This window comes from Streptomyces sp. Q6, assembly GCF_036967205.1.
Lineage (GTDB): Bacteria > Actinomycetota > Actinomycetes > Streptomycetales > Streptomycetaceae > Streptomyces > Streptomyces citrinus.
Genome location: NZ_CP146022.1, coordinates 1459694 through 1481316 on the forward strand (window position 1 = coordinate 1459694; position 21623 = coordinate 1481316).

The 21623-nt window shown below is 71.9% G+C and carries 22 protein-coding genes and 5 tRNA genes; 9 read left to right on the top strand and 18 right to left on the bottom strand.

Annotated features, from left to right (window positions below; translation table 11 throughout):
- The first annotated feature begins 11 nt into the window (after positions 1–11).
- Both V2W30_RS06900 and V2W30_RS06905 read left to right on the top strand, forming a co-directional pair.
- Positions 12–425, top strand: coding sequence for an SsgA family sporulation/cell division regulator (locus V2W30_RS06900; RefSeq protein WP_004002642.1), 414 nt, complete (start codon positions 12–14; stop codon positions 423–425).
- 285 nt (positions 426–710) lie between these two features.
- Entirely contained in the window at positions 711–1271 is a 561-nt protein-coding gene (locus V2W30_RS06905; protein ID WP_338694499.1) for a CGNR zinc finger domain-containing protein, read from the top strand.
- A gap of 6 nt (positions 1272–1277) precedes the next feature.
- Here V2W30_RS06905 and V2W30_RS06910 read toward each other — a convergent pair whose 3' ends face one another.
- Positions 1278–1487 carry a hypothetical protein gene (locus V2W30_RS06910; protein WP_425244499.1) on the bottom strand — a complete coding sequence of 70 codons (210 nt, stop codon included), beginning with the start codon at positions 1485–1487 and terminating at the stop codon, positions 1278–1280.
- 205 nt (positions 1488–1692) lie between these two features.
- Entirely contained in the window at positions 1693–2148 is a 456-nt protein-coding gene (locus V2W30_RS06915; RefSeq protein ID WP_338694501.1) for a hypothetical protein, read from the bottom strand.
- A 176-nt stretch (positions 2149–2324) separates the two neighbouring features.
- Between V2W30_RS06915 and V2W30_RS06920 the strand changes: the two genes are divergently transcribed.
- Positions 2325–2828, top strand: a complete 504-nt coding sequence (locus V2W30_RS06920) for a DsbA family protein (RefSeq protein WP_338694503.1) — start codon at positions 2325–2327, stop codon at positions 2826–2828.
- A gap of 18 nt (positions 2829–2846) precedes the next feature.
- On the opposite strand, the gene V2W30_RS06925 is transcribed toward V2W30_RS06920, so the two are convergent.
- The 3 genes from V2W30_RS06925 to V2W30_RS06935 are packed head-to-tail and all read right to left on the bottom strand — an operon-like array spanning position 2847 to position 5617.
- A complete protein-coding gene (locus tag V2W30_RS06925; protein ID WP_338694505.1) occupies positions 2847–3671 on the bottom strand; it encodes a GNAT family N-acetyltransferase in 825 nt (274 codons plus the stop codon).
- Between the two features lie 52 nt (positions 3672–3723).
- Entirely contained in the window at positions 3724–4545 is an 822-nt protein-coding gene (locus tag V2W30_RS06930) for an aminodeoxychorismate lyase (protein ID WP_338703512.1), read from the bottom strand.
- Positions 4546–4573: 28 nt separating this feature from the next.
- Positions 4574–5617 carry a chorismate-binding protein gene (locus V2W30_RS06935; protein WP_338694507.1) on the bottom strand — a complete coding sequence of 348 codons (1044 nt, stop codon included), beginning with the start codon at positions 5615–5617 and terminating at the stop codon, positions 4574–4576.
- A 178-nt stretch (positions 5618–5795) separates the two neighbouring features.
- Here V2W30_RS06935 and V2W30_RS06940 point away from each other — a divergent pair.
- From V2W30_RS06940 to V2W30_RS06960, 5 genes are all read left to right on the top strand, one after another.
- Positions 5796–5868 (top strand) — tRNA-Gly (locus V2W30_RS06940).
- Between the two features lie 37 nt (positions 5869–5905).
- Positions 5906–5979 (top strand) — tRNA-Cys (locus tag V2W30_RS06945).
- 1 nt (position 5980) lies between these two features.
- Positions 5981–6052 (top strand) — tRNA-Val (locus V2W30_RS06950).
- 40 nt (positions 6053–6092) lie between these two features.
- Positions 6093–6164 (top strand) — tRNA-Val (locus tag V2W30_RS06955).
- A gap of 63 nt (positions 6165–6227) precedes the next feature.
- Positions 6228–6302: transfer RNA gene (locus tag V2W30_RS06960), tRNA-Val, on the top strand.
- 55 nt (positions 6303–6357) lie between these two features.
- Here V2W30_RS06960 and V2W30_RS06965 read toward each other — a convergent pair.
- The 4 genes from V2W30_RS06965 to V2W30_RS06980 all read right to left on the bottom strand — a co-directional run bounded on the left by V2W30_RS06965 (position 6358) and on the right by V2W30_RS06980 (position 8558).
- Positions 6358–6645: a zf-TFIIB domain-containing protein gene (locus tag V2W30_RS06965; RefSeq protein WP_338694509.1), complete on the bottom strand. Its 288-nt coding sequence runs from the start codon at positions 6643–6645 to the stop codon at positions 6358–6360.
- A 69-nt stretch (positions 6646–6714) separates the two neighbouring features.
- Positions 6715–7665 (bottom strand): aminoglycoside phosphotransferase family protein, encoded by a 951-nt coding sequence (locus tag V2W30_RS06970; protein WP_338694511.1) that lies wholly within the window; start codon positions 7663–7665, stop codon positions 6715–6717.
- A gap of 194 nt (positions 7666–7859) precedes the next feature.
- Positions 7860–8066 carry a hypothetical protein gene (locus V2W30_RS06975; protein WP_338694513.1) on the bottom strand — a complete coding sequence of 69 codons (207 nt, stop codon included), beginning with the start codon at positions 8064–8066 and terminating at the stop codon, positions 7860–7862.
- Positions 8067–8285: 219 nt separating this feature from the next.
- Entirely contained in the window at positions 8286–8558 is a 273-nt protein-coding gene (locus V2W30_RS06980) for a hypothetical protein (RefSeq protein ID WP_255974475.1), read from the bottom strand.
- A 199-nt stretch (positions 8559–8757) separates the two neighbouring features.
- Here V2W30_RS06980 and V2W30_RS06985 point away from each other — a divergent pair, with 199 nt between their 5' ends.
- Entirely contained in the window at positions 8758–10053 is a 1296-nt protein-coding gene (locus V2W30_RS06985) for a serine/threonine-protein kinase (RefSeq protein ID WP_338703513.1), read from the top strand.
- Here V2W30_RS06985 and V2W30_RS06990 read toward each other — a convergent pair.
- The 9 genes from V2W30_RS06990 to V2W30_RS07030 all read right to left on the bottom strand — a co-directional run bounded on the left by V2W30_RS06990 (position 10020) and on the right by V2W30_RS07030 (position 21546).
- The gene (locus tag V2W30_RS06990) at positions 10020–10847 is read right to left on the bottom strand and encodes an RNA methyltransferase (protein WP_338694514.1); all 828 of its coding nucleotides are present in this window, start codon (positions 10845–10847) and stop codon (positions 10020–10022) included. The genes V2W30_RS06985 and V2W30_RS06990 overlap by 34 nt on opposite strands.
- A 54-nt stretch (positions 10848–10901) precedes the next feature.
- Positions 10902–12137 carry a uroporphyrinogen-III C-methyltransferase gene (gene cobA / locus V2W30_RS06995; protein WP_338694515.1) on the bottom strand — a complete coding sequence of 412 codons (1236 nt, stop codon included), beginning with the start codon at positions 12135–12137 and terminating at the stop codon, positions 10902–10904.
- A 237-nt stretch (positions 12138–12374) separates the two neighbouring features.
- Entirely contained in the window at positions 12375–15560 is a 3186-nt protein-coding gene (gene cobT / locus V2W30_RS07000) for a nicotinate-nucleotide--dimethylbenzimidazole phosphoribosyltransferase (protein ID WP_338694516.1), read from the bottom strand.
- A gap of 351 nt (positions 15561–15911) precedes the next feature.
- Positions 15912–17129 (bottom strand): precorrin-6y C5,15-methyltransferase (decarboxylating) subunit CbiE, encoded by a 1218-nt coding sequence (gene cbiE, locus V2W30_RS07005; RefSeq protein ID WP_338694517.1) that lies wholly within the window; start codon positions 17127–17129, stop codon positions 15912–15914.
- A 139-nt stretch (positions 17130–17268) separates the two neighbouring features.
- Positions 17269–17907, bottom strand: coding sequence for a GNAT family N-acetyltransferase (locus V2W30_RS07010; protein ID WP_338694518.1), 639 nt, complete (start codon positions 17905–17907; stop codon positions 17269–17271).
- A gap of 162 nt (positions 17908–18069) precedes the next feature.
- Positions 18070–18888, bottom strand: coding sequence for a MetQ/NlpA family ABC transporter substrate-binding protein (locus tag V2W30_RS07015; protein WP_338694520.1), 819 nt, complete (start codon positions 18886–18888; stop codon positions 18070–18072).
- Positions 18888–19718 (bottom strand): MetQ/NlpA family ABC transporter substrate-binding protein, encoded by an 831-nt coding sequence (locus V2W30_RS07020; RefSeq protein ID WP_338694522.1) that lies wholly within the window; start codon positions 19716–19718, stop codon positions 18888–18890. Before V2W30_RS07020 ends, V2W30_RS07015 begins: the two co-directional genes overlap by 1 nt.
- A 59-nt stretch (positions 19719–19777) precedes the next feature.
- Positions 19778–20512: a methionine ABC transporter permease gene (locus V2W30_RS07025; protein ID WP_338694524.1), complete on the bottom strand. Its 735-nt coding sequence runs from the start codon at positions 20510–20512 to the stop codon at positions 19778–19780.
- Positions 20509–21546, bottom strand: coding sequence for a methionine ABC transporter ATP-binding protein (locus V2W30_RS07030; protein WP_338694526.1), 1038 nt, complete (start codon positions 21544–21546; stop codon positions 20509–20511). Before V2W30_RS07030 ends, V2W30_RS07025 begins: the two co-directional genes overlap by 4 nt.
- Between the last annotated feature and the right edge of the window lie 77 nt (positions 21547–21623).

The window sequence follows — 21623 nt, forward strand, 5'->3', positions numbered from 1 at the left end:
CCCTGGCGCTTATGAACACCACGGTCAGCTGCGAGCTGCACCTGCGCCTCGTTGTGTCGAGCGAGTCCTCACTGCCTGTTCCCGCAGGACTGCGGTATGACACGGCCGATCCGTATGCCGTGCACGCCACCTTCCACACCGGAGCCGAGGAGACGGTCGAGTGGGTGTTTGCCCGCGATCTCCTCGCCGAAGGTCTTCACCGGCCTACGGGCACCGGAGACGTCCGAGTCTGGCCGTCCCGGAGCCACGGTCAGGGCGTTGTCTGCATCGCCCTGAGCTCCCCAGAGGGCGAAGCTCTGCTGGAGGCCCCGGCACGGGCCCTGGAGTCGTTCCTCAAGCGGACCGACGCCGCCGTGCCCCCGGGCACGGAGCATCGCCACTTCGATCTCGACCAGGAGCTCTCGCACATCCTCGCGGAGAGCTAACCGCGCAGGAGGCGCGCGTCGGCAGCCAGCCGCCGTGAGCAGGGCGAGAGCGCCCGTGCCGTCGACTCGGGGAGACGGCACGGGGTCAGCCAGGTTCAACAACCGCATACGGCATACACCGGCGCCGCCACCGTGGGACTTTCCACGGGGGCGGCGCCGATGCGCGCTCGGTGCCCTTCCGTGACCTTCTCCGGCCCTCTCCGGCCTTCTCCGCGCCGCTCAGGCATTAGGCTCGGCCAGCATCGACGGGCGAGGGCCCGACCCCCCCAGGGCAGGGAGCGAATCGTGCTGATCACCCACGACACCCGGTGCGCGCTGGACACCGTGGTCGATCTGGTGAACACCGCACCGGAGGACGACGGCGCGGCCGACGGGCTCGCGAGCGTGGCGGCTCTGGAGGATTTCGTACGAAAGAACGACATCAGTGACGTCGGCGTTCTCACGGAGCGTGACCTGCGCGGGGTGCGCACGGTGCGTGACCGGTTCGCCGAGGTGTTCGCGGCTCCGGATCCGCGCGGCGCCGCGTCGCTGATCAACGAACTGATCGCCGCGGCGGGCACCACGCCCCGTCTGACGGACCACGACGGCTACGACTGGCACGTGCACTACTTCGCGCCCGGTGCGTCCGTCGCGGACCACCTGGCGGCCGACTGCGGGATGGCCCTCGCGTTCTTCGTGGTCGCCGGGGAACAGGAGCGACTGCGGCGCTGTGAGGCTCCGGACTGCCGGCACGCGTTCGTGGATCTGTCGCGCAACCGCTCGCGCCGCTACTGCGACAGCCGTACGTGCGGGAACCGGCTGCACGTGGCCGCGTACCGGGCGCGCCGCAAGGAAGCCGCGGGCTGAGCCGGATCACAGCAGCAGGAGGTCGTGCAGGGCCGCCATCATGAGCAGGCAGCCGATCACCGCCAGGAAGATCATCAGCGGTGGCTGGGAGAGCGCGAAGAGACAGCCTCGCGGCTCGGTGGAGTGTGCGGGTGCGGGCGGCGCGGGTTCGCACGGCGACGGCGCCTGCCCCTGTTCGGCGTCCAGCTGGTCGTCCAGCTGCGGTGTGTCGAGCATCTCGCCCCGAAGACTACGCAGCCCCCAGGTGACGGAGCCTCAATACGCCCGCCCACAGCGGCAGTTCGCCGGATTACGTGACACCGCGCACGGGCATCTGCGCGAATTCCCGGCCCGCGTCGAACTCCCGTACTGACAAAGGGTGTTGGAAGGGCTCCATGACACCCTTCGTCCACCGCCCTTCTCCGGTGGCCCGTTTGTGACGTCAGATGCCGTGCTTCTTCAGGATCGCCTCGATGTCGCTGAAGTCCTCGCTCGCCGCCGCCTTCGGCTTCGGCTGGGCGGCGGGGGTGGGGGCGGGGGTCGCGCGGGTGCTCTGACCGAGCGAGGGGGCGGACGCGGCGGGGGCCACGGCCTCGCGCCGTGCGGCCGCCTTCGCCGCCCTGCGCTCCTTGCGGGTGCCGCCGGTACGGCGCTCGACGGCACGGGTCACCATGAAGATCAGCCAGGCCGCGCCGAGCACACCGAAGCCGGCCCAGGCGGTGGGGCTGAACGCGGTGTCCACGACCCACTCGACCGCCCCGGTCATCACCAGGCCCAGCGGGACCAGGGAGTAGGCGGCCAGCCGGGCGGCCGCGAGGAAGCGCTTGCGGTACGCGGTGACGGCGGCGATGCCCAGGCCCGCCACGGACACGGCGGAGCAGACGGTCTCGGCAATCATCCGGTCCTCCTGGGTTCGGGCGTTCTGGTCGCGGGCGGGCGGTCCGTCCCCTTCCATCCTGCACCGCCCGGGGGTCCACGGGCCATGGCCGAGGCCGACCTCAGGGACATCTAGGGGTCGCGCCTCCTCCGCAGGTCCAGGTTGGGCACCGCGACCGGGCCTGGGAGACTGACCCCATGAACGCCCCGAACCCGGCCCCCGTCCTTGATGTGTGGTGCGAGCTCCAGTGTCCCGACTGCCGATCGGCCCTGGACGACGTCCGCGCGCTGCGTGAGCGCTACGGCGATCGTCTCGAGCTGCGCCTGCGCCACTTCCCGCTGGAGAAGCACAAGCACTCCTTCGCCGGGGCACAGGCCGCCGAGGAGGCGTTCGAGCAGGGCAAGGGATGGCCCTACGTGGAGGCCGTGCTCGGCCGGGTCGAGGAGTTCGACGCGGCGGGCGAGCCGTTCCTGGTCGAGGTGGCGCGTGAACTCGGCCTGGACGCCGAGGAGTTCGACACCGCGCTGGTCGACGGGCGGCACATCCTGATCGTCGACGCCGACCAGGCCGAGGGGAAGGCGATCGGCGTGACCGGCACGCCGACCTACGTCATCGGGGGCGAGCGCCTCGACGGCGGCAAGAGCCAGGACGGGCTGCGGGAGCGCATCGAGGAGATCGCGGACCGGCTGCTGGCCGGCTAGCGCTCCGCCGCACGCCGCTCACAGCAGCGGTTTGTAGAGGTGGTGGAGGGTCGGCTCGTAACCGAGCGACTCGTACAGGCGCTGCGCGGGCACGTTGTCCGCGAAGACGTTGAGGCCGAGCCGGGTGGCGCCCCCGGCGAGGGCATCGGCCTCGGCGAGCAGCATCAGGGAGCGCCCGTGCCCCTGTCCCCGGTGGTCGGGCGCGACCTCCACGTCGTAGACGTACGCGCCGTCGGAGCGCTGGGCGACCCACAGCGTCCCGACGCGTTCGCCGTCGTGCTCCAGTACGCCGAGGTAGACGTCCGGGGTCGCGATGCCGTCGGGCAGCAGCGCCGCGTGGTCGCGCTCGGCCTTCGCGCGGGCGTCCTCCTCGGTGGCACCGCGCTCGACGACGGAGCGCGCGTAGTGCTCCTTGGCATGCGCGAGCCACGGCCCGAACTCGGCCTCCGTCATGCGCCGCCCCACGCTGCCCGCGGGGAGCGCCGGTGGCCGCGCGGGCAGCGTCTTCGCCATGTTCCGGTTGCGCTCGACGTATCCGAGGGCGCCCGCGAGACGCAGCAGCGCGTGCTGCCGCGCGGGGACGGTGATCTCGAGGCGGCGGCAGTTCCAGCCGCGGGCCACCTCCTCGGCGGCGAGCGCGGCGACCGTGCCGCGGCCGCGCCCCCGGTCCCGCTCGTCGATGAACAGGTCCAGTATCTGGGCCACGGACGGGCCGAACACCGGGTGCGTGGCGAGGTGGAGCGTGCCGACGGGACGGCTGTTCACGCACACCGCGTAGTGGCGCGAGCGTGCACCGTCGGTGGTGCGCTGGAGCGGCTCGGTCGGCCGCAGGGTCGTGGTCATCAGGGGTGTTCTACCCGCCCGCGCCCCGCGGACGACAGCCGATCCGCCGGACTCACGGGTCGATGTGGTCCGTGGCGCGCTCGTCCCACACCCGCATCGCCTTGGCGGTGACGGGTCCCGGGGTGTCGCCCAGGTCGCGGTCGTCGACCCGGTGCACGGCCTGGACGTCGCGCAGGGTCGACGTCAGGAAGATCTCGTCGGCCTCGGCGAGCACGGTCAGCGGCAGGTCGGTCTCCTTGGCGCCCGTCCACTCCACGGCCAGGGCGCGCGTGATCCCGGCGAGGCAGCCGGAGGCGACCGGCGGGGTGTGGATCTCGCCGTCCAGGACGACGAAGACGTTCGAGCCCGTGCCCTCGCACAGCTGCCCCACCGTGTTCGCGAACAGGGCCTCGGACGCGCCGAGTTCGTGGGCGCGGGCGAGGGCGACGACGTTCTCCGCGTACGAGGTGGTCTTCAGGCCGGTGAGCGCGCCGCGCTCGTTGCGGGTCCACGGGACGGTGATCACGGCGGTGGTGTCGGGCCGCCGGGTGACCTGGCCGAGGGCGACGACGAGCGTGGTGCCCTGGTCGCCGCGGTCGGAGCCGAGGGGGGAGACGCCGCCGGTGTAGGTGATGCGCAGCCGGCCGAGCGGCATCGGGTTGGCGTCGAGCACGGCGGCGCAGGCGCGGCGTACCTCGTCGAGGTCGGGCGCGGGCAGGCCGAGTCCCTGCGCCGAGCGGGCGAGCCGGTCGAGGTGACGGGTGAGGGCGAAGGGCCGTCCGTCGACCGCCTTCACGGTCTCGAAGATGCCGTCGCCCACGGTCAGCCCGTGGTCGAAGACGGAGACGCGGGCGGTCTCGGTGTCCTGGAGCCCGCCGTCGAGCCAGATCTTCACTTCCGTCAGTCCCTCCACCGTGCGCGGACTATGCGTCCCTGTACGTTCCCGACGCTACAGCCAACAGCCGCGATGCCTTCAGCTCGGTCTCCCGCCACTCCCCCTCGGGGTCGGAACCCCAGGTGATGCCGGCGCCGGTCCCGAACCGCAGGAAGGCCCCGCCCGCACCGCGATCGATCCAGAAGGTGCGGATGCCGACGGCGAGTTCCCCGGTGCCCCGGTCCGCGTCGACCCAGCCGATGCCGCCGCAGTACGGGCCGCGCGGCGCCGTCTCCAGCTCGTCGATGATGCGCAGGGCGCTGGACTTGGGTGCGCCGGTGACGGAGCCCGGCGGGAAGGCGGCGCCGAGCAGCTCGGCCCAGCCGGCCCGCTCGGGCAGCTCGCCGCGCACCGTCGACACGAGGTGGACGAGGCCCGGGTGCTTCTCGACCACGCACAGGTCGGGCACGGTGACCGTGCCGGTGGCGCAGACGCGGCCCAGGTCGTTGCGGACCAGGTCGACGATCATCACGTTCTCGGCGTAGTCCTTCTCCAGAAGGTCCGCCTCGGTGCGGCCGGTGCCCTTGATGGGGCCCGACTCGACGACCCTCCCCCGTCGGCGCAGGAACAGCTCGGGGGAAGCTGTCGCGATCTCCACGCCGTGCTCGGGCAGCCGAATCGTTCCCGCAAAGGGGGCCGGGTTCCCGCGCGCGAGGAGAGCGGTGAGGGCGTCCACGTCGGCGTCGTCCGCGACCGGCGCGGAGAGGACCCGGCAGAGGTTGGCCTGGTAGACCTCGCCGGTCGCGATGCGGTCCCGTATACGGCGCACGCCGTCCGTGTACGCGGCGTGGCCGAGCGAGGACACCCAGTCCACGGCCGCGGGCCCGTGCCAGGCGCCGGGGACGGGCGCGGGCACGGGCCGCTCCCGTACGTCGCCGAAGCGCGCGCACACCAGCCGGCCCTCGAAGTCGGCGGAGACCGCCCAGAAGCCGGTGGAGTCCAGGGCCGCGGGGTCGCTGGTCACGTCGCGGAGGTCGGTCGCGAGGAGGTCGCCGAAGCGGGCGAGCGGAGGAAGAGCGGAGGAGCCGTGCACGGTTTTGAGTCTATGGCCGGTGACCGGAGGGTGACCTGGGGTGCGGGTGCGCAGGTCATCGAGTGCGTACGCCGACGATCGCACCGCAGCACGCTGCGCAAACGCGTTTTGGACCTCCCCCGGGAATCCGCTAGAGTTCAACACGTCGCCGGGACGCGGAAGCGAAACGGAAAGACACGCGAACGTAGCTCAGTTGGTAGAGCGCAACCTTGCCAAGGTTGAGGTCGCCGGTTCGAACCCGGTCGTTCGCTCAGGATGTGGGGGATCTTCCCGAACCCCTACGCTCCTGGTGGAGTGGCCGAGAGGCGAGGCAACGGCCTGCAAAGCCGTCTACACGGGTTCAAATCCCGTCTCCACCTCCATGCGCGATTAGCTCAGCGGGAGAGCGCTTCCCTGACACGGAAGAGGTCACTGGTTCAATCCCAGTATCGCGCACTGGATCTTCGGACTCCGGTTCGTTCCACAGATCCGTCCCGCGCGATTAGCTCAGCGGGAGAGCGCTTCCCTGACACGGAAGAGGTCACTGGTTCAATCCCAGTATCGCGCACGCAGCACCTGGTAGTACCTGGCAGTACCCCTCGCGGAGCCTGATAGAGTCTGGCCTGTTCCCGCGCGATTAGCTCAGCGGGAGAGCGCTTCCCTGACACGGAAGAGGTCACTGGTTCAATCCCAGTATCGCGCACCAGCAAGTAGCCCCCGGTCGATGATGCGGCCGGGGGCTTCTTCATGCTCGGGGATGCTCAGGAGGAGAAGAGCATCCGGCCGAAGCCCTTGTTGCGGTGGTGGCCCTGGTGTCCGTAGTGGCCGCCCTGGTGCGGGGCTCCCCACGCCGGGGCCGGGGCGGACGGGTAGGCCTGTGGAGCGGGCGGGGCCGGCGGGGCCTGCTGCTGCCACTGCGACTCGAGGCGGGTCAGCGACTCCAGCTCGCCGTAGTCGAGGAATATCCCGCGGCAACCGCTGCACTGCTCGATCTGGACGCCATTGCGGTTGTACGTGTGCATCGGTGCGTGACACTTGGGGCACTGCATGGTCCGGTCAACTCCTCGCCGTTCGGCACTGCTTCGCCGGAACACTTCCCGGCTTCCGTCTCCCGCACCCTACTTGGCGTCGCCGTGTCCCAACTGGGGCGGTACGGAGACCATTCGGACACAGGCGTCGATCACGGCCTCCTCCACCTCGTCGAGCGCGCGGTCCGCCTCGGTGGCCTTCGTCACGGCGAGCGCGGCGGTCTGGACGGTGAGGGCGCGGGCCGGGACGTCGAGGGCCGGCCAGGGGTCGGGCAGGCCCAGTTCCTTCGCGCCGCCCGTGCGCCGGTACGCGCCGAGGAAGCGCGTCCAGTCCTCGGCGGGCAGCAGGCCGCAGGCGAACCAGGCCGCCGGGCGGGCCAAGTCCCAGGCGGGATCGCCGATCCCGAGGTCGTCGACGTCGATCAGGAGCCACTGCGCGGAGTCGGCCGGGTGGCGGACCAGCTGGCCCAGGTGGAGATCGCCGTGGCACAGGGCCCGCGCGTGGTCGTACGGGGCCTCGTCGCGGGCCCAGGCGGGCAGCGAGCGCCAGGCCCGGCGGATCGAGTCCGCGGCCGGGTGGTCGGGGGCCGTCGCGCGGAGGCGGGCGAGGGCGCGGGCCGCCTTCGCCGGGCCGCGCATCGGGGGCAGCGCGTGCGGGAGTTCGACGGTGGGGGTGGTGTGGAGGCGGGCCAGGAGGGTGGCGGCGGCTTCCCAGGGCGCGTCCTCGGGGTGGTCCGGGTCGACGGGGGTGCCGTGGGGCCAGAAGGTGACCAGGCGGTCGTGGAGCGGCGACGCCGTGGGGCGCAGGGGTGGCAGGAGGACGCCGGAGAGGGCCGGGTGGGCGGCCACCGCGACGCGCAGGGCGAGTTCGGCGGGGTCCGTGTCCGGGGCGTGGGCCTTCGCGACGGTGTCGCCGTGCCGGACCACGGTGGCGTCGGCGCGGTCGGCGAGGGTGGTGGCGCCGCAGACGCAGGAGATGCCCGTGGGGTGGGCCTGGCCTCTCACTCGGGCACGGAGCGCGGGAAGGATGGGCGTGGTCACAGTGTCCCCTGGTGTGATGCGTGGTCGTGCCGAGCCTACGGCGCCGGGCTCCGCCGTCCGGGGGAAAAGGCAATGCCGCGTGCAGCTCCCCAGCTGCACGCGGCATTTGTGCCGTCCGCCGCACCCCCGTCCCCACGGGGTTTCCTGGCCGGATGTCCCCGCCCGGACCGCTCTTCCGGGCCTGGAGGCGCCGCTCAGCGCCCCAGCATCACGCCCACGGACGACGCTTGTGTGACCATCGCGTCCCAGCCGCCGAAGACGACGACGAGAAGGGCCGCGAGGGGGAGGACCATGGCCGTGGCCACCAAGGGGTGACGGCGGCCGGCCGCGGGGCTGCCGAACGCGTCGGCCCTGCCGATGCGTGCGCGGAGCGCTGTCGTCCGCGATGCCGTGTCCGCCATGGTCCTCTCCCGGTCAAACTCTTGAGTTCTAAAGTCTGTGTCCTTGATCTGGTGGCAGCGGCGGGTGCCTGACCTCGGGGGACGAGTGCTGCACCCGCCGCTTGACCTCAAATCTATGGGCGGCGACGACCCGGGTCGTCATGCCCTCGTACCGATTGCCGGGCCTCCCCGAGGATGAGCGCTCCCACGCCGTGTACTCCCCTGGGTGGAGACGGGGTCCTAGGTCTCGGGGTCTTCCCGGAGGGGGCGGCTCTTCTCCGCCGCCTCCGACGCCTCCTCCCGCGGAACGGGCTGCTCTACCAGTGCGAGGACCCGCGTCGCCATGAAGCGCGCGGTGCGCACCACAGAGCCGGAGCGGGTGACTTCGCTCACTTCCACGACTCCCCTGCGCACCGCCGTCTCCACTCTGCGGCCCGCCCTGCTGGCCACCACCTCGTACGTACGCGTCGTGTCACCGGCGTCCACGACTATCTCGACCCGATCGCCCTTCATGGGCTCAATCCCCCTTCTGCGACGGGTGGTTGAGGATGCGCGCGCCCTCAAGCCGCCCTGTTTCCGCGCTCCCTGACCACCTTTCAAGTTTCCCACCCGGCACTGACAATCGAATGGGACGAGAGGGCGCGGCCTCTGCGCGCACCCGGGCGCGGAAACGTAAGCTGTGGCTCGTCAGACGGACCGGGCAGCAGCGGGGATGAACATGGCGATGATGCGCCTGAGGCGCGAGGACCCGCGCGTCGTCGGCTCGTTCAGGCTTCACAGACGGCTGGGCGCCGGCGGGATGGGCGTCGTCTATCTCGGTTCCGACCGCCGTGGGCAGCGGGTCGCCCTCAAGGTGATCAGGCCCGACCTGGCGGAGGATCAGGAGTTCAGGTCGCGGTTCGCGCGCGAGGTGTCCGCCGCGCGGCGGATCCGGGGCGGGTGCACCGCGCGGCTCGTCGCCGCCGATCTGGACGCGGAGCGGCCGTGGTTCGCGACGCAGTACGTGCCGGGTCCCTCGCTGCACGACAAGGTCGCCGAGGAAGGGCCGTTGGCCGCCGCGGACGTGGCCGCCGTGGGCGCCGCGCTGTCGGAGGGGCTCGTCGCCGTCCATGAGGCGGGCGTCGTCCACCGGGATCTGAAGCCCTCCAACATCCTGCTGTCCCCGAAGGGGCCGCGGATCATCGACTTCGGTATCGCGTGGGCGACCGGGGCCTCGACGCTGACGCACGTGGGGACCGCGGTCGGCTCCCCCGGTTTCCTCGCGCCCGAGCAGGTGCGGGGCGCGGCCGTGACGCCCGCGACCGATGTGTTCGCCCTCGGGGCCACGCTCGCGTACACGGCCATGGGTGACTCACCCTTCGGGCACGGCAGTTCCGAGGTCATGCTCTACCGGGTCGTGCACGAGGAGGCGCAGCTGGCCGGGGTGCCGGACGCGCTCGCGCCGCTGTTGCGCGCGTGTCTGGCCAAGGACCCGGAGGAGCGGCCCAGCACGCTGCAACTGTCGCTGCGGCTCAAGGAGATCGCGGCGCGGGAGGCGCAGGGGCTCGGTGAGGTGCGGCCGCCCGCGCCGCGCAGCGCCGAGCTGGACCGGCCGACGGGACGGCTCACCGAGGACGGTCACGTCGAGCACCGCACCCAGCGGCGTACGCAGCCGGGTACTCCGGCCCCGCGGCCCAGCAACGGCAGGACGGGCGGTGGTTCGGGCCCGCGCAGCACCACGTCCCGGTCGGGTTCACGGCCCGCGCCGCGCAGTGGTGCCGGGCGGCCCGCGCCCCGTACGAATGGGACGGGCGCGGGCAAGAAGCTGCGGCCCGCGAATCCGCGGCTGCTGCGGCAGCGGCTGTTCGTGTTCGTCGTCGTGACCCTGCTCGTGGCGCTCGCCATCGCCGCGGCTCAGGGATGCCAGGGCCCTTCGCGCGGGCTGGGCGGCGACAGCGGCGTACCGCACACCTCAAGCGCTGGACAGAACCCCGGTCAGAGTTCCGGGCGGCCGGTGGCCACCGCGTAGAAGGCGACGGCGGCCGCGGCGCCCACGTTGAGCGAGTCGACGCCGTGGGCCATGGGGATGCGCACCCATTCGTCGGCCGCCATCAGGGCCTTCGTGGACAGTCCCTCGCCTTCGGCGCCGAGCATCAGCGCGACCCGGTCCATACGGTGCGGGGCCACTTCGTCCAGGGACTTGGCCTGGTCGGCCGGGGTGAGGGCGAGGAGGTTGAAGCCCGCCTCGCGGACCGTCTCCAGGGACTTGGGCCAGGCGTCGAGTCGTGCGTAGGGGACCGCGAAGACCGCGCCCATGGAGACCTTCACCGAGCGGCGGTACAGCGGGTCCGCGCAGTCCGGCGAGAGCAGGACGGCGTCCATGCCGAGGGCCGCGGCGGAGCGGAAGATCGCGCCGATGTTGGTGTGGTCGTTGACCGACTCCATGATCACCACGCGGCGGGCGGTGGTGAGGAGTTCGTCGGCCGTGGGGAGCGGCTTGCGCTGCATGGAGGCGAGGGCGCCGCGGTGCACGTGGTAGCCGGTGACCGCTTCGGCCAGGTCGGGGGCGACCGCGTAGACCGGGGCGGGGACCTCGTCGATGACGTCGCGCATGACGTCGACCCACTTCGCGGAGAGCAGCATCGAGCGCATCTCGTAGCCGGCCTGCTTGGCGCGGCGGATGACCTTCTCGCCCTCCGCGATGAACAGGCCCTCGGCCGGCTCGCGCTTGCGGCGCAGCTCGACGTCGGTCAGGCCCGTGTAGTCGCGCAGGCGCGGGTCGGCGGGGTCGTCGATGGTGATGAGACCTTGGGGTTCTGCCACGGGTCGATACTGCCTTGTTCTGGGTGTGGTGCCAACGGCTGGGGACGGTTTACGTTACCGCTGGTTACGGCTGGGGTTCTCGTGCACCACGGCGCCGACGACGATGACGGCCGGCGGCTTGACGCCCTCGGAGACCACGGTCTCGCCGACGGTGGCGAGCGTCGCGTCGACGCGGCGCTGGGTGGCGGTGGTGCCCTCCTGGATGAGGGCGACGGGGGTGTCCGCCGGCTTTCCGTGCGTGATCAGGGCCTCGGCGATCTTTCCGATCTTGTCGACGCCCATGAGGATCACGAGGGTGCCGGTGAGCCGGGCCATCGCCGACCAGTCGACGAGCGAACGCTCGTCGTCGGGGGCCACGTGGCCGCTGACCACGGTGAACTCGTGGGCGACGCCGCGGTGCGTGACCGGGATGCCGGCCGCGCCCGGGACCGAGATCGAGCTGGAGATGCCGGGGACGACCGTGACCGGGATGCCTTCGGCGGCGAGCGCCTGGGCCTCTTCCATGCCCCGGCCGAAGACGTACGGGTCGCCGCCCTTGAGGCGGACGACGGCCTTGCCCTGCTTGGCGTGGTCGATGAGGGCCTGGTTGATGGCCTCCTGGACCATCTGACGGCCGTACGGGATCTTCGCGGCGTCGATCACCTCGACGTGCGGCGGGAGTTCGTCGAGGAGGTCGCGCGGGCCGAGGCGGTCGGCGATCACGACGTCGGCCTCGGCGAGGAGACGCCGGCCGCGGACCGTGATGAGGTCCGGGTCGCCGGGGCCGCCACCCACCAGGGCGACGCCCGGGGTGCGGGTGCGGTCGGCGGTGACCGTGCCGTCGCGCAGGGCCTCGACGAGGGCGTCCCGGACGGCCGCGGTGCGGCGCGGGTCGCGGTCGGCGGCCTCGGAGGAGAGCACGGCGACGGTGACGCCTTCGGTGCGGCCGGTGGCCGGGGTCCAGGCGGTGGCCGCGTCGGCGTCGTCGGAGCGGACGCACCAGATACGGCCCCGCTCCGCCTCGGCGGAGGCCAGGTCGTTCGCGGCGCGGTCGGCCGTCGCGACCAGGACGTACCAGGAGTCGGCGAGGTCGCCCTCCTCGTAGCGGCGCCTCACCCAGGTGATCTCGCCCGCGTCGGCCATGGCCTCCACGGAAGGGGTGGCCGAGGGGGAGATCAGCGTGATGTCCGCGCCCGCCGCTATCAGGGCCGGCAGGCGGCGCTGTGCCACCTGGCCGCCGCCGATGACGATCGTCTTGCGGTCGGTCAGGCGCAGGCCTACGGGGTATGCGGGGTGCTGTGCGGCGGGCATGTCGTGCGGCTCCTGAGGCGGCGGGGCTGGCTGGGCTGCGACGGTGGAGCCCTGTGACGTGCGGTTTCCGGTGGCGACAGCTTATGCCCGGCCGACCGGTGCGAGAGCGTGTGGCTGGTCACGGCTACGCACCGCGACCTTGGCGCGCCGTGCGCCGGGTGCGGTGCGTCGTGGCCGGTCGGGCGGTTCTCCGCGCCCCGGAGAGCCTGCGGCTGTCCGGGGCGCGGAGCCTTCCGGCTACTTCTCGGTGACGCCCGCCGAGTCGAACGTGGCCACCTCGTGCATGGCCCGCGCCGCGCTCTGCACGATCGGGAGGGCCAGGAGGGCTCCCGTGCCCTCGCCGAGGCGGAGGTCCAGGTCGACCAGGGGGCGCAGGCCCAGCTTGTTGAGCGCGGCGACGTGGCCGGGCTCGGCGCTGCGGTGGCCCGCGATGCAGGCGGCCAGGACCTCGGGGGCGATGGCGCGGGCGACCAGGGCGGCCGCACCGGCGCTGACGCCGTCGAGGATGACCGGCGTACGGAGCGAGGCGCCGCCGAGGAGGAGGCCGACCATCGCCGCGTGCTCCAGGCCGCCGACCGCCGCGAGGACGCCGATGGGGTCCGCCGGGTCGGGCCGGTGCACGTCGAGGGCGCGGCGCACGACCTCGATCTTGCGGGCGTGGGTCTCGTCGTTGATGCCGGTGCCGCGGCCGGTGACCTCGGCCGGGTCGACCTCGGTGTAGACGGAGATCAGGGCCGCCGACGCCGTGGTGTTGGCGATGCCCATCTCGCCGGTCAGGAGCGCCTTGTTGCCCGCGGAGACGAGGTCGCGGGCGGTCTCGATGCCGACCTCGATGGCCGCCTTGACCTCCTCGCGGGTCATCGCCTGGCCGGTGGTCATGTCGGCGGTGCCCGCTCGCACCTTGCGGGGCAACAGACCGGGCGTGGCCGGGAGTTCGGAGGCGACGCCCACGTCGATGACGCAGACCTCGGCGCCCACCTGGTTCGCGAAGGCGTTGCAGACCGCGCCGCCGCCGAGGAAGTTCGCGACCATCTGGCCGGTCACCTCCTGGGGCCACGGGGTGACGCCCTGGGCGTGCACGCCGTGGTCGCCGGCGAAGATCGCGACGGCCGCGGGCTCCGGGATCGGCGGCGGGCACATGCGGGACAGTCCGGACAGCTGCGCGGAGATGATCTCCAGCATGCCGAGGGCGCCCGCGGGCTTCGTCATACGCTTCTGCCGCTCCCAGGCCTCGCCGAGCGCCTTGGCGTCCAGCGGGCGGATGTTGGAGACGGTCTCGGAGAGCAGGTCGTGCGGGTCCTCGCCGGGCAGGGCGCGACGCCCGTACGTCTCCTCGTGCACGACCCACGACAGCGGGCGGCGCTTGGCCCAGCCGGCCTGCATCAGCTCGGGCTCGTCCGGGAACTCGTCGACGTAGCCGACGCAGAGGTACGCGACCACTTCGAGGTGCTCGGGCAGGCCCAGGGTGCGGACCATCTCGCGCTCGTCGAAGAAGCTCACCCAGCCGACGCCGAGGCCCTCGGCGCGGGCCGCGAGCCACAGGTTCTCGACCGCGAGCGCGGAGGAGTACGGGGCCATCTGCGGCTGCGTGTGACGGCCCAGCGTGTGGCGGCCGCCGCGGGTCGGGTCGGCGGTGACGACGATGTTCACCGGGGTGTCGAGGATGGCCTCGATCTTCAGTTCCTTGAACTGCTTCGCGCGGCCCTTGGGGAGCGACTTGGCGTACGCGTCCTTCTGGCGCATGGCCAGTTCGTGCATGGTGCGCCGGGTGTCCGCGGAGCGGATGACGACGAAGTCCCAGGGCTGCGAGTGGCCGACGGAGGGCGCCGTGTGGGCGGCCTCCAGGACGCGGAGCAGCACCTCGTGCGGGATGGGGTCGCTGCGGAAGCCGTTGCGGATGTCACGGCGCTCGCGCATAACGCGCAGGACGGCCTCGCGCTCGGCGTCGTCGTAGCCGGGGGCCGCGCTGCCGGTCGCCTCGGCGACGGGCTCGGCGGGGAGCCGCTCGGCGGGGGCGACGGGCTCGGGCTGCGGCTCGGGCGCGACCTCGATCAGCTCGGGGAGTTCGGACTCGTCCTCGGCCACCGGCTCGGGGGCCGGGGTCGCCGCCGGACCGCCGTCACGGGGCGTGGGCACGGCGGCCGCGACCTCGATGAGCTCCGGCTCCTCGGCCGGGAGCTGCTCGGCGGTGTCGGCGGCCGGGGCCTCGGCGACCGGAGCCTCCACGGGCTGCGGCTCCTCGGCCTGGACCTGCTGGATCTGTACGGGCTCCGCGACCGGCTCGGGCACCTCGGCGGGCTCGGCGGGCTGCTGCTCGGCGGCCGGCTCCGCGGGCTGCTCCGCCTGCGGTTCGGCGACGGCGACCGGCTGCGGGGCCTCGGCCACGTGGTCGGGAGCGACCGGCTCGTGCGCGAGGGGCTCGGCGGCGACCTGCTCGGGCGCGACGGGAGCGACAGGCTCGACGGGAGCGACAGGCTCGGCGGGCGCTGCGGCCTGGGCCGGTTCTGCGTGCTGCGCGGGCTCGGCGTGCTGCGCGGGTTCGGCGTGCTCCGGGAGCGGCGGCACGACCATGGCCTGCGGCGGCGTCGGCGCCAGGTGCGGTGTCGTCGGCACGATGCCGTCCACGGGCACGAACTGCCCGAGGGGCTGGGCGGCCGGCTCGGGCGCGGCGGCGTACTGGCCGTGCTGCTCGCCGTGTCCGACGTACGCGCCGACCGGGGTCGGCTCGGCGACGGGGGCGAACTCCTGGCCGGCGTCCGGGGTGTGCGGGAACGGAACGTGCTGCTCCGCGTACGCCGCGGGGGCCTGCTCAGGGACGACCGTTTCTGCGGGGGCCGCGGACGGCATCTCGTATCCGGCCTGCTGCTGCGGCTCGACCGGCTGCTGCGGCGGGGCGGCCTCGGCGGGCTGCCACGGCGCCGCACCCTGCGGCGGGATGTCGAGGTACTCGGGTCCGGTGGTGGGCGGGCCCGCCTGGCGCACCGGCATGGCGTGCGGCGGCGTCGCCTGCGCGGGGCCGCGGTCGGCGAGGGAGCGGACCGGACCGCCGGTCTCGGGCATGGGCGGGCCCATGTGCAGCGGGCGCCGCGACTGGCCGCCCAGGCTCTGCGCCTGCGGGACCTGCTGGGCCGGGGCCGCGGCGGGCGTGTGCAGCGCGCCGAGGTCGTGGTGCCCGCTGTCACGGCCCGCGGTCTCGTGCGGACCCGGCTCGTGCGCGACGGGGGCCGACTCGTAGCTCGGCTGGGCCTGTGGCTGGCCCCAGGCGCCCTGGGAGCCGGGCATCAGGAGGAGTTCGTCGTCCTCGGCGGTGGCGTCGGCGGGATCGAGGAAGGCGTACGCACCCGGGGCTGGAACGCCCGGCTGGTCCACCAAGCCTGCGTTCTCCGGCAGCCCCTCGTTCGGAACCTGACCGGTGTCGGTCATGCCTACCCCTCGCCCATCGATGAGAACTTGGCCGCTGCCGGCCGACCGCCGGTCATGCAACCCCCTTGACCGGAGCGGCACGTCGTCCGCTCGTCCTGGTGAACGAGCACACGCGTCGCGCGGCACGAACCGTCCCGGACAACACGCATTGTCCCGGTCGGATCGCGGCCACGGAACGTAGTTCGACCATGGCCTTCTGTGGACTGCGCCACGTTGCGCGTCCTCCGGTCGTCGCCGTACCACACGCGCTCCAAAACTGGCGCGTTTTCAGGACATTGACGTACGAAAAGTCGGACGTCCCGGTGCGGTACAACGATCGGCCAGCCTACCGCGCGCGTTGGGCCGTCAGGGTCACGGGTGGCGGTCCTGCAACCTTCCGGACAGGAGGAACCCGACCGTCCGCTCCTTCTCCGTCCAGACACGAGTGTCCAGTTCGACGGATTGCAGGAGGGCGCATTCGACGTCGTATCCGTGCTCCGTCAGGTCCCTGCCGATGAGTTCGGCGGCATCGCGTGTCGCGGCGTGCGTGACGATGCGCGCGGGGCGCCGGTCGGCGACGGCCGAGACGACCGCCGCTCCCCCGCCGCCGACGCGGACGACGTCGGGCTCGGGCAGGTCCTCCAGGTCGTGCGGCGCGATGCCTTGCACGATCTGGGCCTGGACGCCGAAGTGGCGGGTGGTGGCGAGCGTGCGGGCGCAGGCGTCGGGGTCGCGGTCGACGGCGATGACGGCGGCTCCGAAGCGCGCGGCCTCCGCGGTGAACGCGCCGCCGCCGCAGCCGATGTCCCAGACGAGGTCGCCCGACTTCGGCCCGAGGCGGGCGAGTTGGGCGGCGCGCAGCAGCTCCGTCTCGCCCTCGCCCAAGGGGCCCGCGTACGCGGCGGCGGGCAGCGCCCAGCCGCGGGGCGTCGTGTCGGGGTCGCCGCCCGCGAGCCAGCCCCCGTTCTCCGGGGTGCCGGTGCTGACCGGGCCGCCGATGACGATGACGACGTTCGGGTCGCGCCAGCTGTGGTCGGCGGCCTTGTCGGAGGTGACGACGGTGACCTGCTCGCGCTCGGTGCCGAGTTCCTCGCAGATGACGAAGGTGCGGTGGACGCCTTCGAGGAGGAGGCCGAGTTCGGCGGGGCCCGCGCCGGGCGAGGTGAGGACGGCGACCTTGGTGTGGGCACGGCACACGTTCACCGCGCGTCGCAGGGTGCGACGGTGTGCGACGACCACCTGGGCGTCGTCCCACGGCATGCCCGCGCGGGCGAAGGCCTGGGCGACGGCGGAGACGGCGGGCACCACTTCGACCTCGAGGCCGTACTCGGGTGCGCGCAGGGTCCGTACGACACCGAAGAAGCCAGGGTCGCCGTCGGCGAGGACCACGGCGGTGCCGCGGTGGCCCGTGATGCGGCGGGCGGCCAGGGACACGCTGCCGAGCCGGATCCGCTCGGCGCGGGCGGGCACCTCGGGCAGCGCCAGGTGGTGGGCGGCGCCCGCCACGAGGGTGGCGGCGCCGAGCGCGGAGCGGGCCGCCGCGGTCAGGGGCGAACCGTCCCAGCCGATCACCGTGACCCGGTCGGCCATCGTCGTCAGTCTCCAGGGTGTGCTCGGGTGCGTACGGGATCGGTACGCCGATCAGTGCGCGGAATCAGGGGGCCGCCGGTGACAGGGTCGGGCGGGGCAACGAGAGCGTACCTGCCGGGCCCGGGGACTTCCTGTGGGGTCAGTTCCAGTCGGAGAAGGCCGTGAAACCCCCGGCCTCGGCGAGCTGCTCGGTGACGCCGTCCAGGTCCTCGGGCAGCAGGCTCCAGACGATGAAGTCGGTGCGGACCTCGACCCAGCTGCCGTCCTCGGTACGGGTACGCGCTATGCACGCGTTGCGCAGGACGCCCTCGCTGATGCAGCCGATCTTCTGGGCGACCTGCTGCGAGGCGGTGTTGTCCGCGGCGGTGCGCAGCTCGATGCGCTCGAAGCCCTGGTCGCGGAAGAGCCACTGGGCCATGGCGAGCGCGGCCTCGGAGGCGTAGCCCTCACCGCGGGCCCAGGGGGCGACGATGTACGACAACTCGGTCGCGCGGACGTGCCAGTTGGTCTTGGTCAGCTGGACGATGCCGACGATGCGCTGGGTGAGGAACTCGGTGATGGCGAGGTCGATCCCGGTGCCCGCCGCGCGTTCCCTCGGCGCGTAGTCGGTGATCCAGCGGCGTGCGCCGTCCTCGGTGAAGGGCTGCGGCACCGACGTCCAGGCGGCGACCAGTTCGTCGTTCATCATCTCGGCCAGGGCGGGGACGTCGTCCTCGTCGAGCGGGCGCAGCACCAAGCGCTCCGTGCTGATGGAGATCTCGGGGAAGGTGTTCGTCATGCGCCGCTCCGTAACCTTCGTGGCCGCCTGTCGTCCTTCTCGTCGGCCGAGTGAAGTGCCCAGCATGCAGCATGAAGGTACGTAACTGCACATGGGGGCCGCCCCTGTTGTCAGGTGCGGCCCCCCTGTGAGGCGTACGGGCCGGGGCCCCGGGAGGGTTCCTCAGACGGGGAGCACCGAGCCCTGGTACTTCTCCTCGATGAACTTCCTGACCTCGGGTGATGTCAGGAGTTTCGCCAGCTTCCTGACCCGCGGGTCGTCCTCGTCGCCCTTCTTGACGGCGAGGACGTTGTTGTACGGGTTGTCCTTCACGGACTCCAGAAGGATGGCGTCCTTCTTGGGGCTCAGGCCCGCGTCGAGCGCGAAGTTGTTGTTGACGGCGGCGACGTCGACGTCGTCCAACGACCGCGGCAGCTGGGCCGCTTCGAGCTCCTTGAAGGTGAGGTGCTTCGGGTTCTTCACGACGTCCTTGGGTGTCGCGTTCACCCCCGCGCCCTTCTTGAGCTCGATCACGCCCTGGGAGGCGAGGAGTTCGAGCGCCCTCGCCTCGTTGGTCGCGTCGTTGGGCAGCGCGACGGTGGCGCCGTCCCGCAGCTTCGCGATGTCCTCGACCTTCTTGGAGTAGAAGCCGAGGGGCGGCAGGTAGACCTCCGTGACGGCGGTCAGCGTGGTGCCCTTGGACTTGTTGAAGTCCTTCAGGTACGGCGCGTGCTGGAAGAGGTTGGCGTCGAGCTCGCCCTGCTGGAGCGCGGTGTTCGGCAGGACGTAGTCCGTGAACTCCTTCACCTCCAGGTCGAGTCCGGCCTTCTTCGCCAGGTTCTTCTGTACGTACGCGAGGACTTCACCGGCCGGGGTCGGGGTGGCGCCGACGACGAGCTTGTCGCCACCGCCGCCCGCGTCGGCCTTCTCGGACCCGCAGGCCGTCAGGCCGAGCACGAGGGCTCCGGCGATGACGGCGGCGGGAATCGTGAACGTACGCATCAGAACGACGGGAGGACGGAGCCGGCGTACTTGTCCTCGATGAACTTCTTCACCTGGGGCGACGTCAGGAGCTTCGCGAGCTTCTTCACGCGCGGGTCGCTCTCGTTGCCCGACTTCACGGCGAGGACGTTGTTGTACGCGTTGTTCTTCGTGGACTCCAGGGCGAGGGCGTCCTTGGCCGGCTTGAGGTCGGCGCCCAGCGCGTAGTTGCCGTTGATGACCGCGCCGTCGACGTCCTCGAGGGAGCGCGGGGTCTGGGCCGCCTCGACCTCCTTGAACGTCAGGTCCTTCGGGTTCTTCGCGATGTCCTGCGGGGTCGCGGTGGCCTCCGAGCCGGACTTGAGCGTGATGACGTCGTTCGCGGCGAGGAAGCGCAGCGCGCGGCTCTCGTTGTCGGCGTCGTTCGGAAGGGCGATGGTGCCGCCCTTCTTCAGGTCGGCGAGCTTCGTGACCTTCTTCGAGTAGAGGCCGAGCGGCTCCAGGTGGACGACGGCGACCGACTTGAGGTGCGTGCCCTTCTTCTTGTTGAAGTCCTCGAGGTAGGGCTGGGTCTGGAAGTAGTTGGCGTCGACGGACCCGTCCTCGGTCGCCGTGTTCGGCGTGACGTAGTCGGTGAACTCCTTGACCTCGAGGTTGAGGCCTTCCTTCTTCGCCAGGTTCTTCTTGATGTAGTCGAGGATCTCGGCGTGGGGCACGGCGGTCGCGGCGACGACCAGCGTGTCGGACGCCTTGGCCTTGGTGTCGCCCTTGTCGGAGCCGCAGGCGGTGAGTCCCAGGGTGAGGGCGCCGGTGGCGAGGACAGCTGCGGTGATCTTGGTGGTGTTACGCACGAAAAGTGCCTTTCTCCATGGGTGGTGCAACCCGCCGGGTGAGGCGGGGAGTCTGGGGGTCAGCGGGTCTTGGCGGGGGCGGCCACGGAGGGCCGTCCGGCGAAGAGGTTGAAGCGGAACGGTTCGCCGCCCTTGCCGGCGCGGCGGTGCAGGACGCGGGCGCCGCTGTCTCCGGCGAGCTGGATGATCGCGATGGCGACGGCGAGGATCGCGACGATGATCCACATCAGCTCGGTCTCGAACCGCTGGTAGCCGTAGCGGATCGCGAGGTCGCCGAGGCCGCCCGCGCCGACCGTGCCGGCCATCGCGGAGTAGCCGATGATCGCGATGATCGTCGTGGTGGTCGCCGAGATCAGCGACGGCAGCGACTCGGGCACGAGGACCTTGCGGACCACGGTCCAGGTGTTGCCGCCCATCGCCTGCACGGCCTCGATCAGACCGCCGTCGACCTCACGCACGGACGTCTCGACGAGCCGCGCGAAGAACGGGATGGCGCCGATGGCGAGCGGCACGATGGCGGCCTCACGGCCGATGGTGGTGCCGACGATCAAGCGCGTGAAGCTCATCAGGGCGACCATGAGGATCAGGAAGGGCATCGAGCGGACGATGTTCACGATCTGTCCGATGACCTTGTTGGCCACGCTGTTCTGGAGCATCCCGCCGCGGTCGCTGAGGACCAGGAGGATGCCGAGCGGCAGACCGCCGACGACGGCGATCAGCGTGGACCAGCCGACCATGTAGAGGGTGTCCCAACACGCCTGGGACAGCAGCGGCTCCATCTCCGACCAGGTCACTGGGTGACACCTTCCTTCAGCAGTGCGGGCTCCTGGCCCTGGATCTCGACCTGGAGGCCCTGCTCGCGCAGGAATCCGATCGGGACGACGTTCTCCTCGTAGCGGCCGGGCAGTTCGATGCGCATGCGGCCGACCTGCTTGCCCGCGACGGTGTCCATCGCGGCGCCGAGGATCGAGATGTCGATGTTGTACGTGCGCGAGAGCTGCGAGATGACCGGCTGGGTCGTCGACTCACCGTGGAAGGTGACGTCGATGACGGTGCGGTCGGCGCCGGAGGCGTCGCCGCTGACCGGGAAGAGCGCGGCGGCGAGTTCGGAGCCCGGCGTCGCGAGGAGCTCGCTGACGGTGCCGGACTCCACGATCCGCCCGCGCTCCATGAGGGCGGCGGAGTCGCAGACGGTCTTGACGACGTCCATCTCGTGCGTGATGAGCAGGACGGTCAGGCCGAGCTGCTGGTTGAGGTCGCGCAGGAGCTGGAGGATCGAGCGGGTGGTCTCCGGATCGAGGGCGCTGGTGGCCTCGTCGGAGAGCAGTACCTTCGGGTCGCCGGCGAGCGCGCGGGCGATGCCGACGCGCTGCTTCTGGCCGCCGGAGAGCTGGGCCGGGTAGGACTTCGCCTTGTCGGCGAGGCCGACGAGGTCGAGGAGTTCCAGCGCCTTGGCGGAACGTTCCTTCCCCGACTTGCCGAGGATTTCGAGCGGCAGCTCGATGTTGTCCTGGACGGTGCGCGAGGACAACAGGTTGAAGTGCTGGAAGACCATGCCGATCCGGCTGCGCGCCTCGCGCAGTTCCTTGCCGGCGCGCGGTCCGCGCCCGACGAGGGCGGTGAGGTCCTGACCGGCGACGGTCACGGAGCCCGCGGTGGGGCGTTCGAGCAGGTTGACGCAGCGGATCAGCGAGGACTTGCCGGCGCCGGACTGGCCGATGACGCCGTACACCTCGCCTTCGCGCACGTGCAGATCGACGCCGTCGAGGGCGGTGACCTCGCGGCCGCGCGAGCGGTAGACCTTGGTGAGGCCCTGAGTGGTGATCACTGGGGTTTCCGTCACTGTCGAGTGCCGGGCACGGGTGGCGCCGGGCACGGGGCAAACATTTCGGGAACTTGGGGGAG

Excerpts from the sequence above, each read along its gene's own strand:
- V2W30_RS07015 (WP_338694520.1), bottom strand. The coding sequence starts at position 18,888 with ATGCGTACGTTCACGATTCCCGCCGCCGTCATCGCCGGAGCCCTCGTG.
- cbiE (WP_338694517.1), bottom strand. The coding sequence starts at position 17,129 with ATGGCCGACCGGGTCACGGTGATCGGCTGGGACGGTTCGCCCCTGACC.
- V2W30_RS06925 (WP_338694505.1), bottom strand. The coding sequence starts at position 3,671 with ATGACCACGACCCTGCGGCCGACCGAGCCGCTCCAGCGCACCACCGAC.
- V2W30_RS06985 (WP_338703513.1), top strand. The coding sequence starts at position 8,758 with ATGAACATGGCGATGATGCGCCTGAGGCGCGAGGACCCGCGCGTCGTC.
- V2W30_RS06975 (WP_338694513.1), bottom strand. The coding sequence starts at position 8,066 with ATGGCGGACACGGCATCGCGGACGACAGCGCTCCGCGCACGCATCGGC.
- V2W30_RS06920 (WP_338694503.1), top strand. The coding sequence starts at position 2,325 with ATGAACGCCCCGAACCCGGCCCCCGTCCTTGATGTGTGGTGCGAGCTC.
- cobT (WP_338694516.1), bottom strand. The coding sequence starts at position 15,560 with ATGACCGACACCGGTCAGGTTCCGAACGAGGGGCTGCCGGAGAACGCA.
- V2W30_RS07010 (WP_338694518.1), bottom strand. The coding sequence starts at position 17,907 with ATGACGAACACCTTCCCCGAGATCTCCATCAGCACGGAGCGCTTGGTG.
- V2W30_RS06915 (WP_338694501.1), bottom strand. The coding sequence starts at position 2,148 with ATGATTGCCGAGACCGTCTGCTCCGCCGTGTCCGTGGCGGGCCTGGGC.
- cobA (WP_338694515.1), bottom strand. The coding sequence starts at position 12,137 with ATGCCCGCCGCACAGCACCCCGCATACCCCGTAGGCCTGCGCCTGACC.
- V2W30_RS06980 (WP_255974475.1), bottom strand. The coding sequence starts at position 8,558 with ATGAAGGGCGATCGGGTCGAGATAGTCGTGGACGCCGGTGACACGACG.
- V2W30_RS06900 (WP_004002642.1), top strand. The coding sequence starts at position 12 with ATGAACACCACGGTCAGCTGCGAGCTGCACCTGCGCCTCGTTGTGTCG.
- V2W30_RS06965 (WP_338694509.1), bottom strand. The coding sequence starts at position 6,645 with ATGCAGTGCCCCAAGTGTCACGCACCGATGCACACGTACAACCGCAAT.
- V2W30_RS06910 (WP_425244499.1), bottom strand. The coding sequence starts at position 1,487 with ATGCTCGACACACCGCAGCTGGACGACCAGCTGGACGCCGAACAGGGG.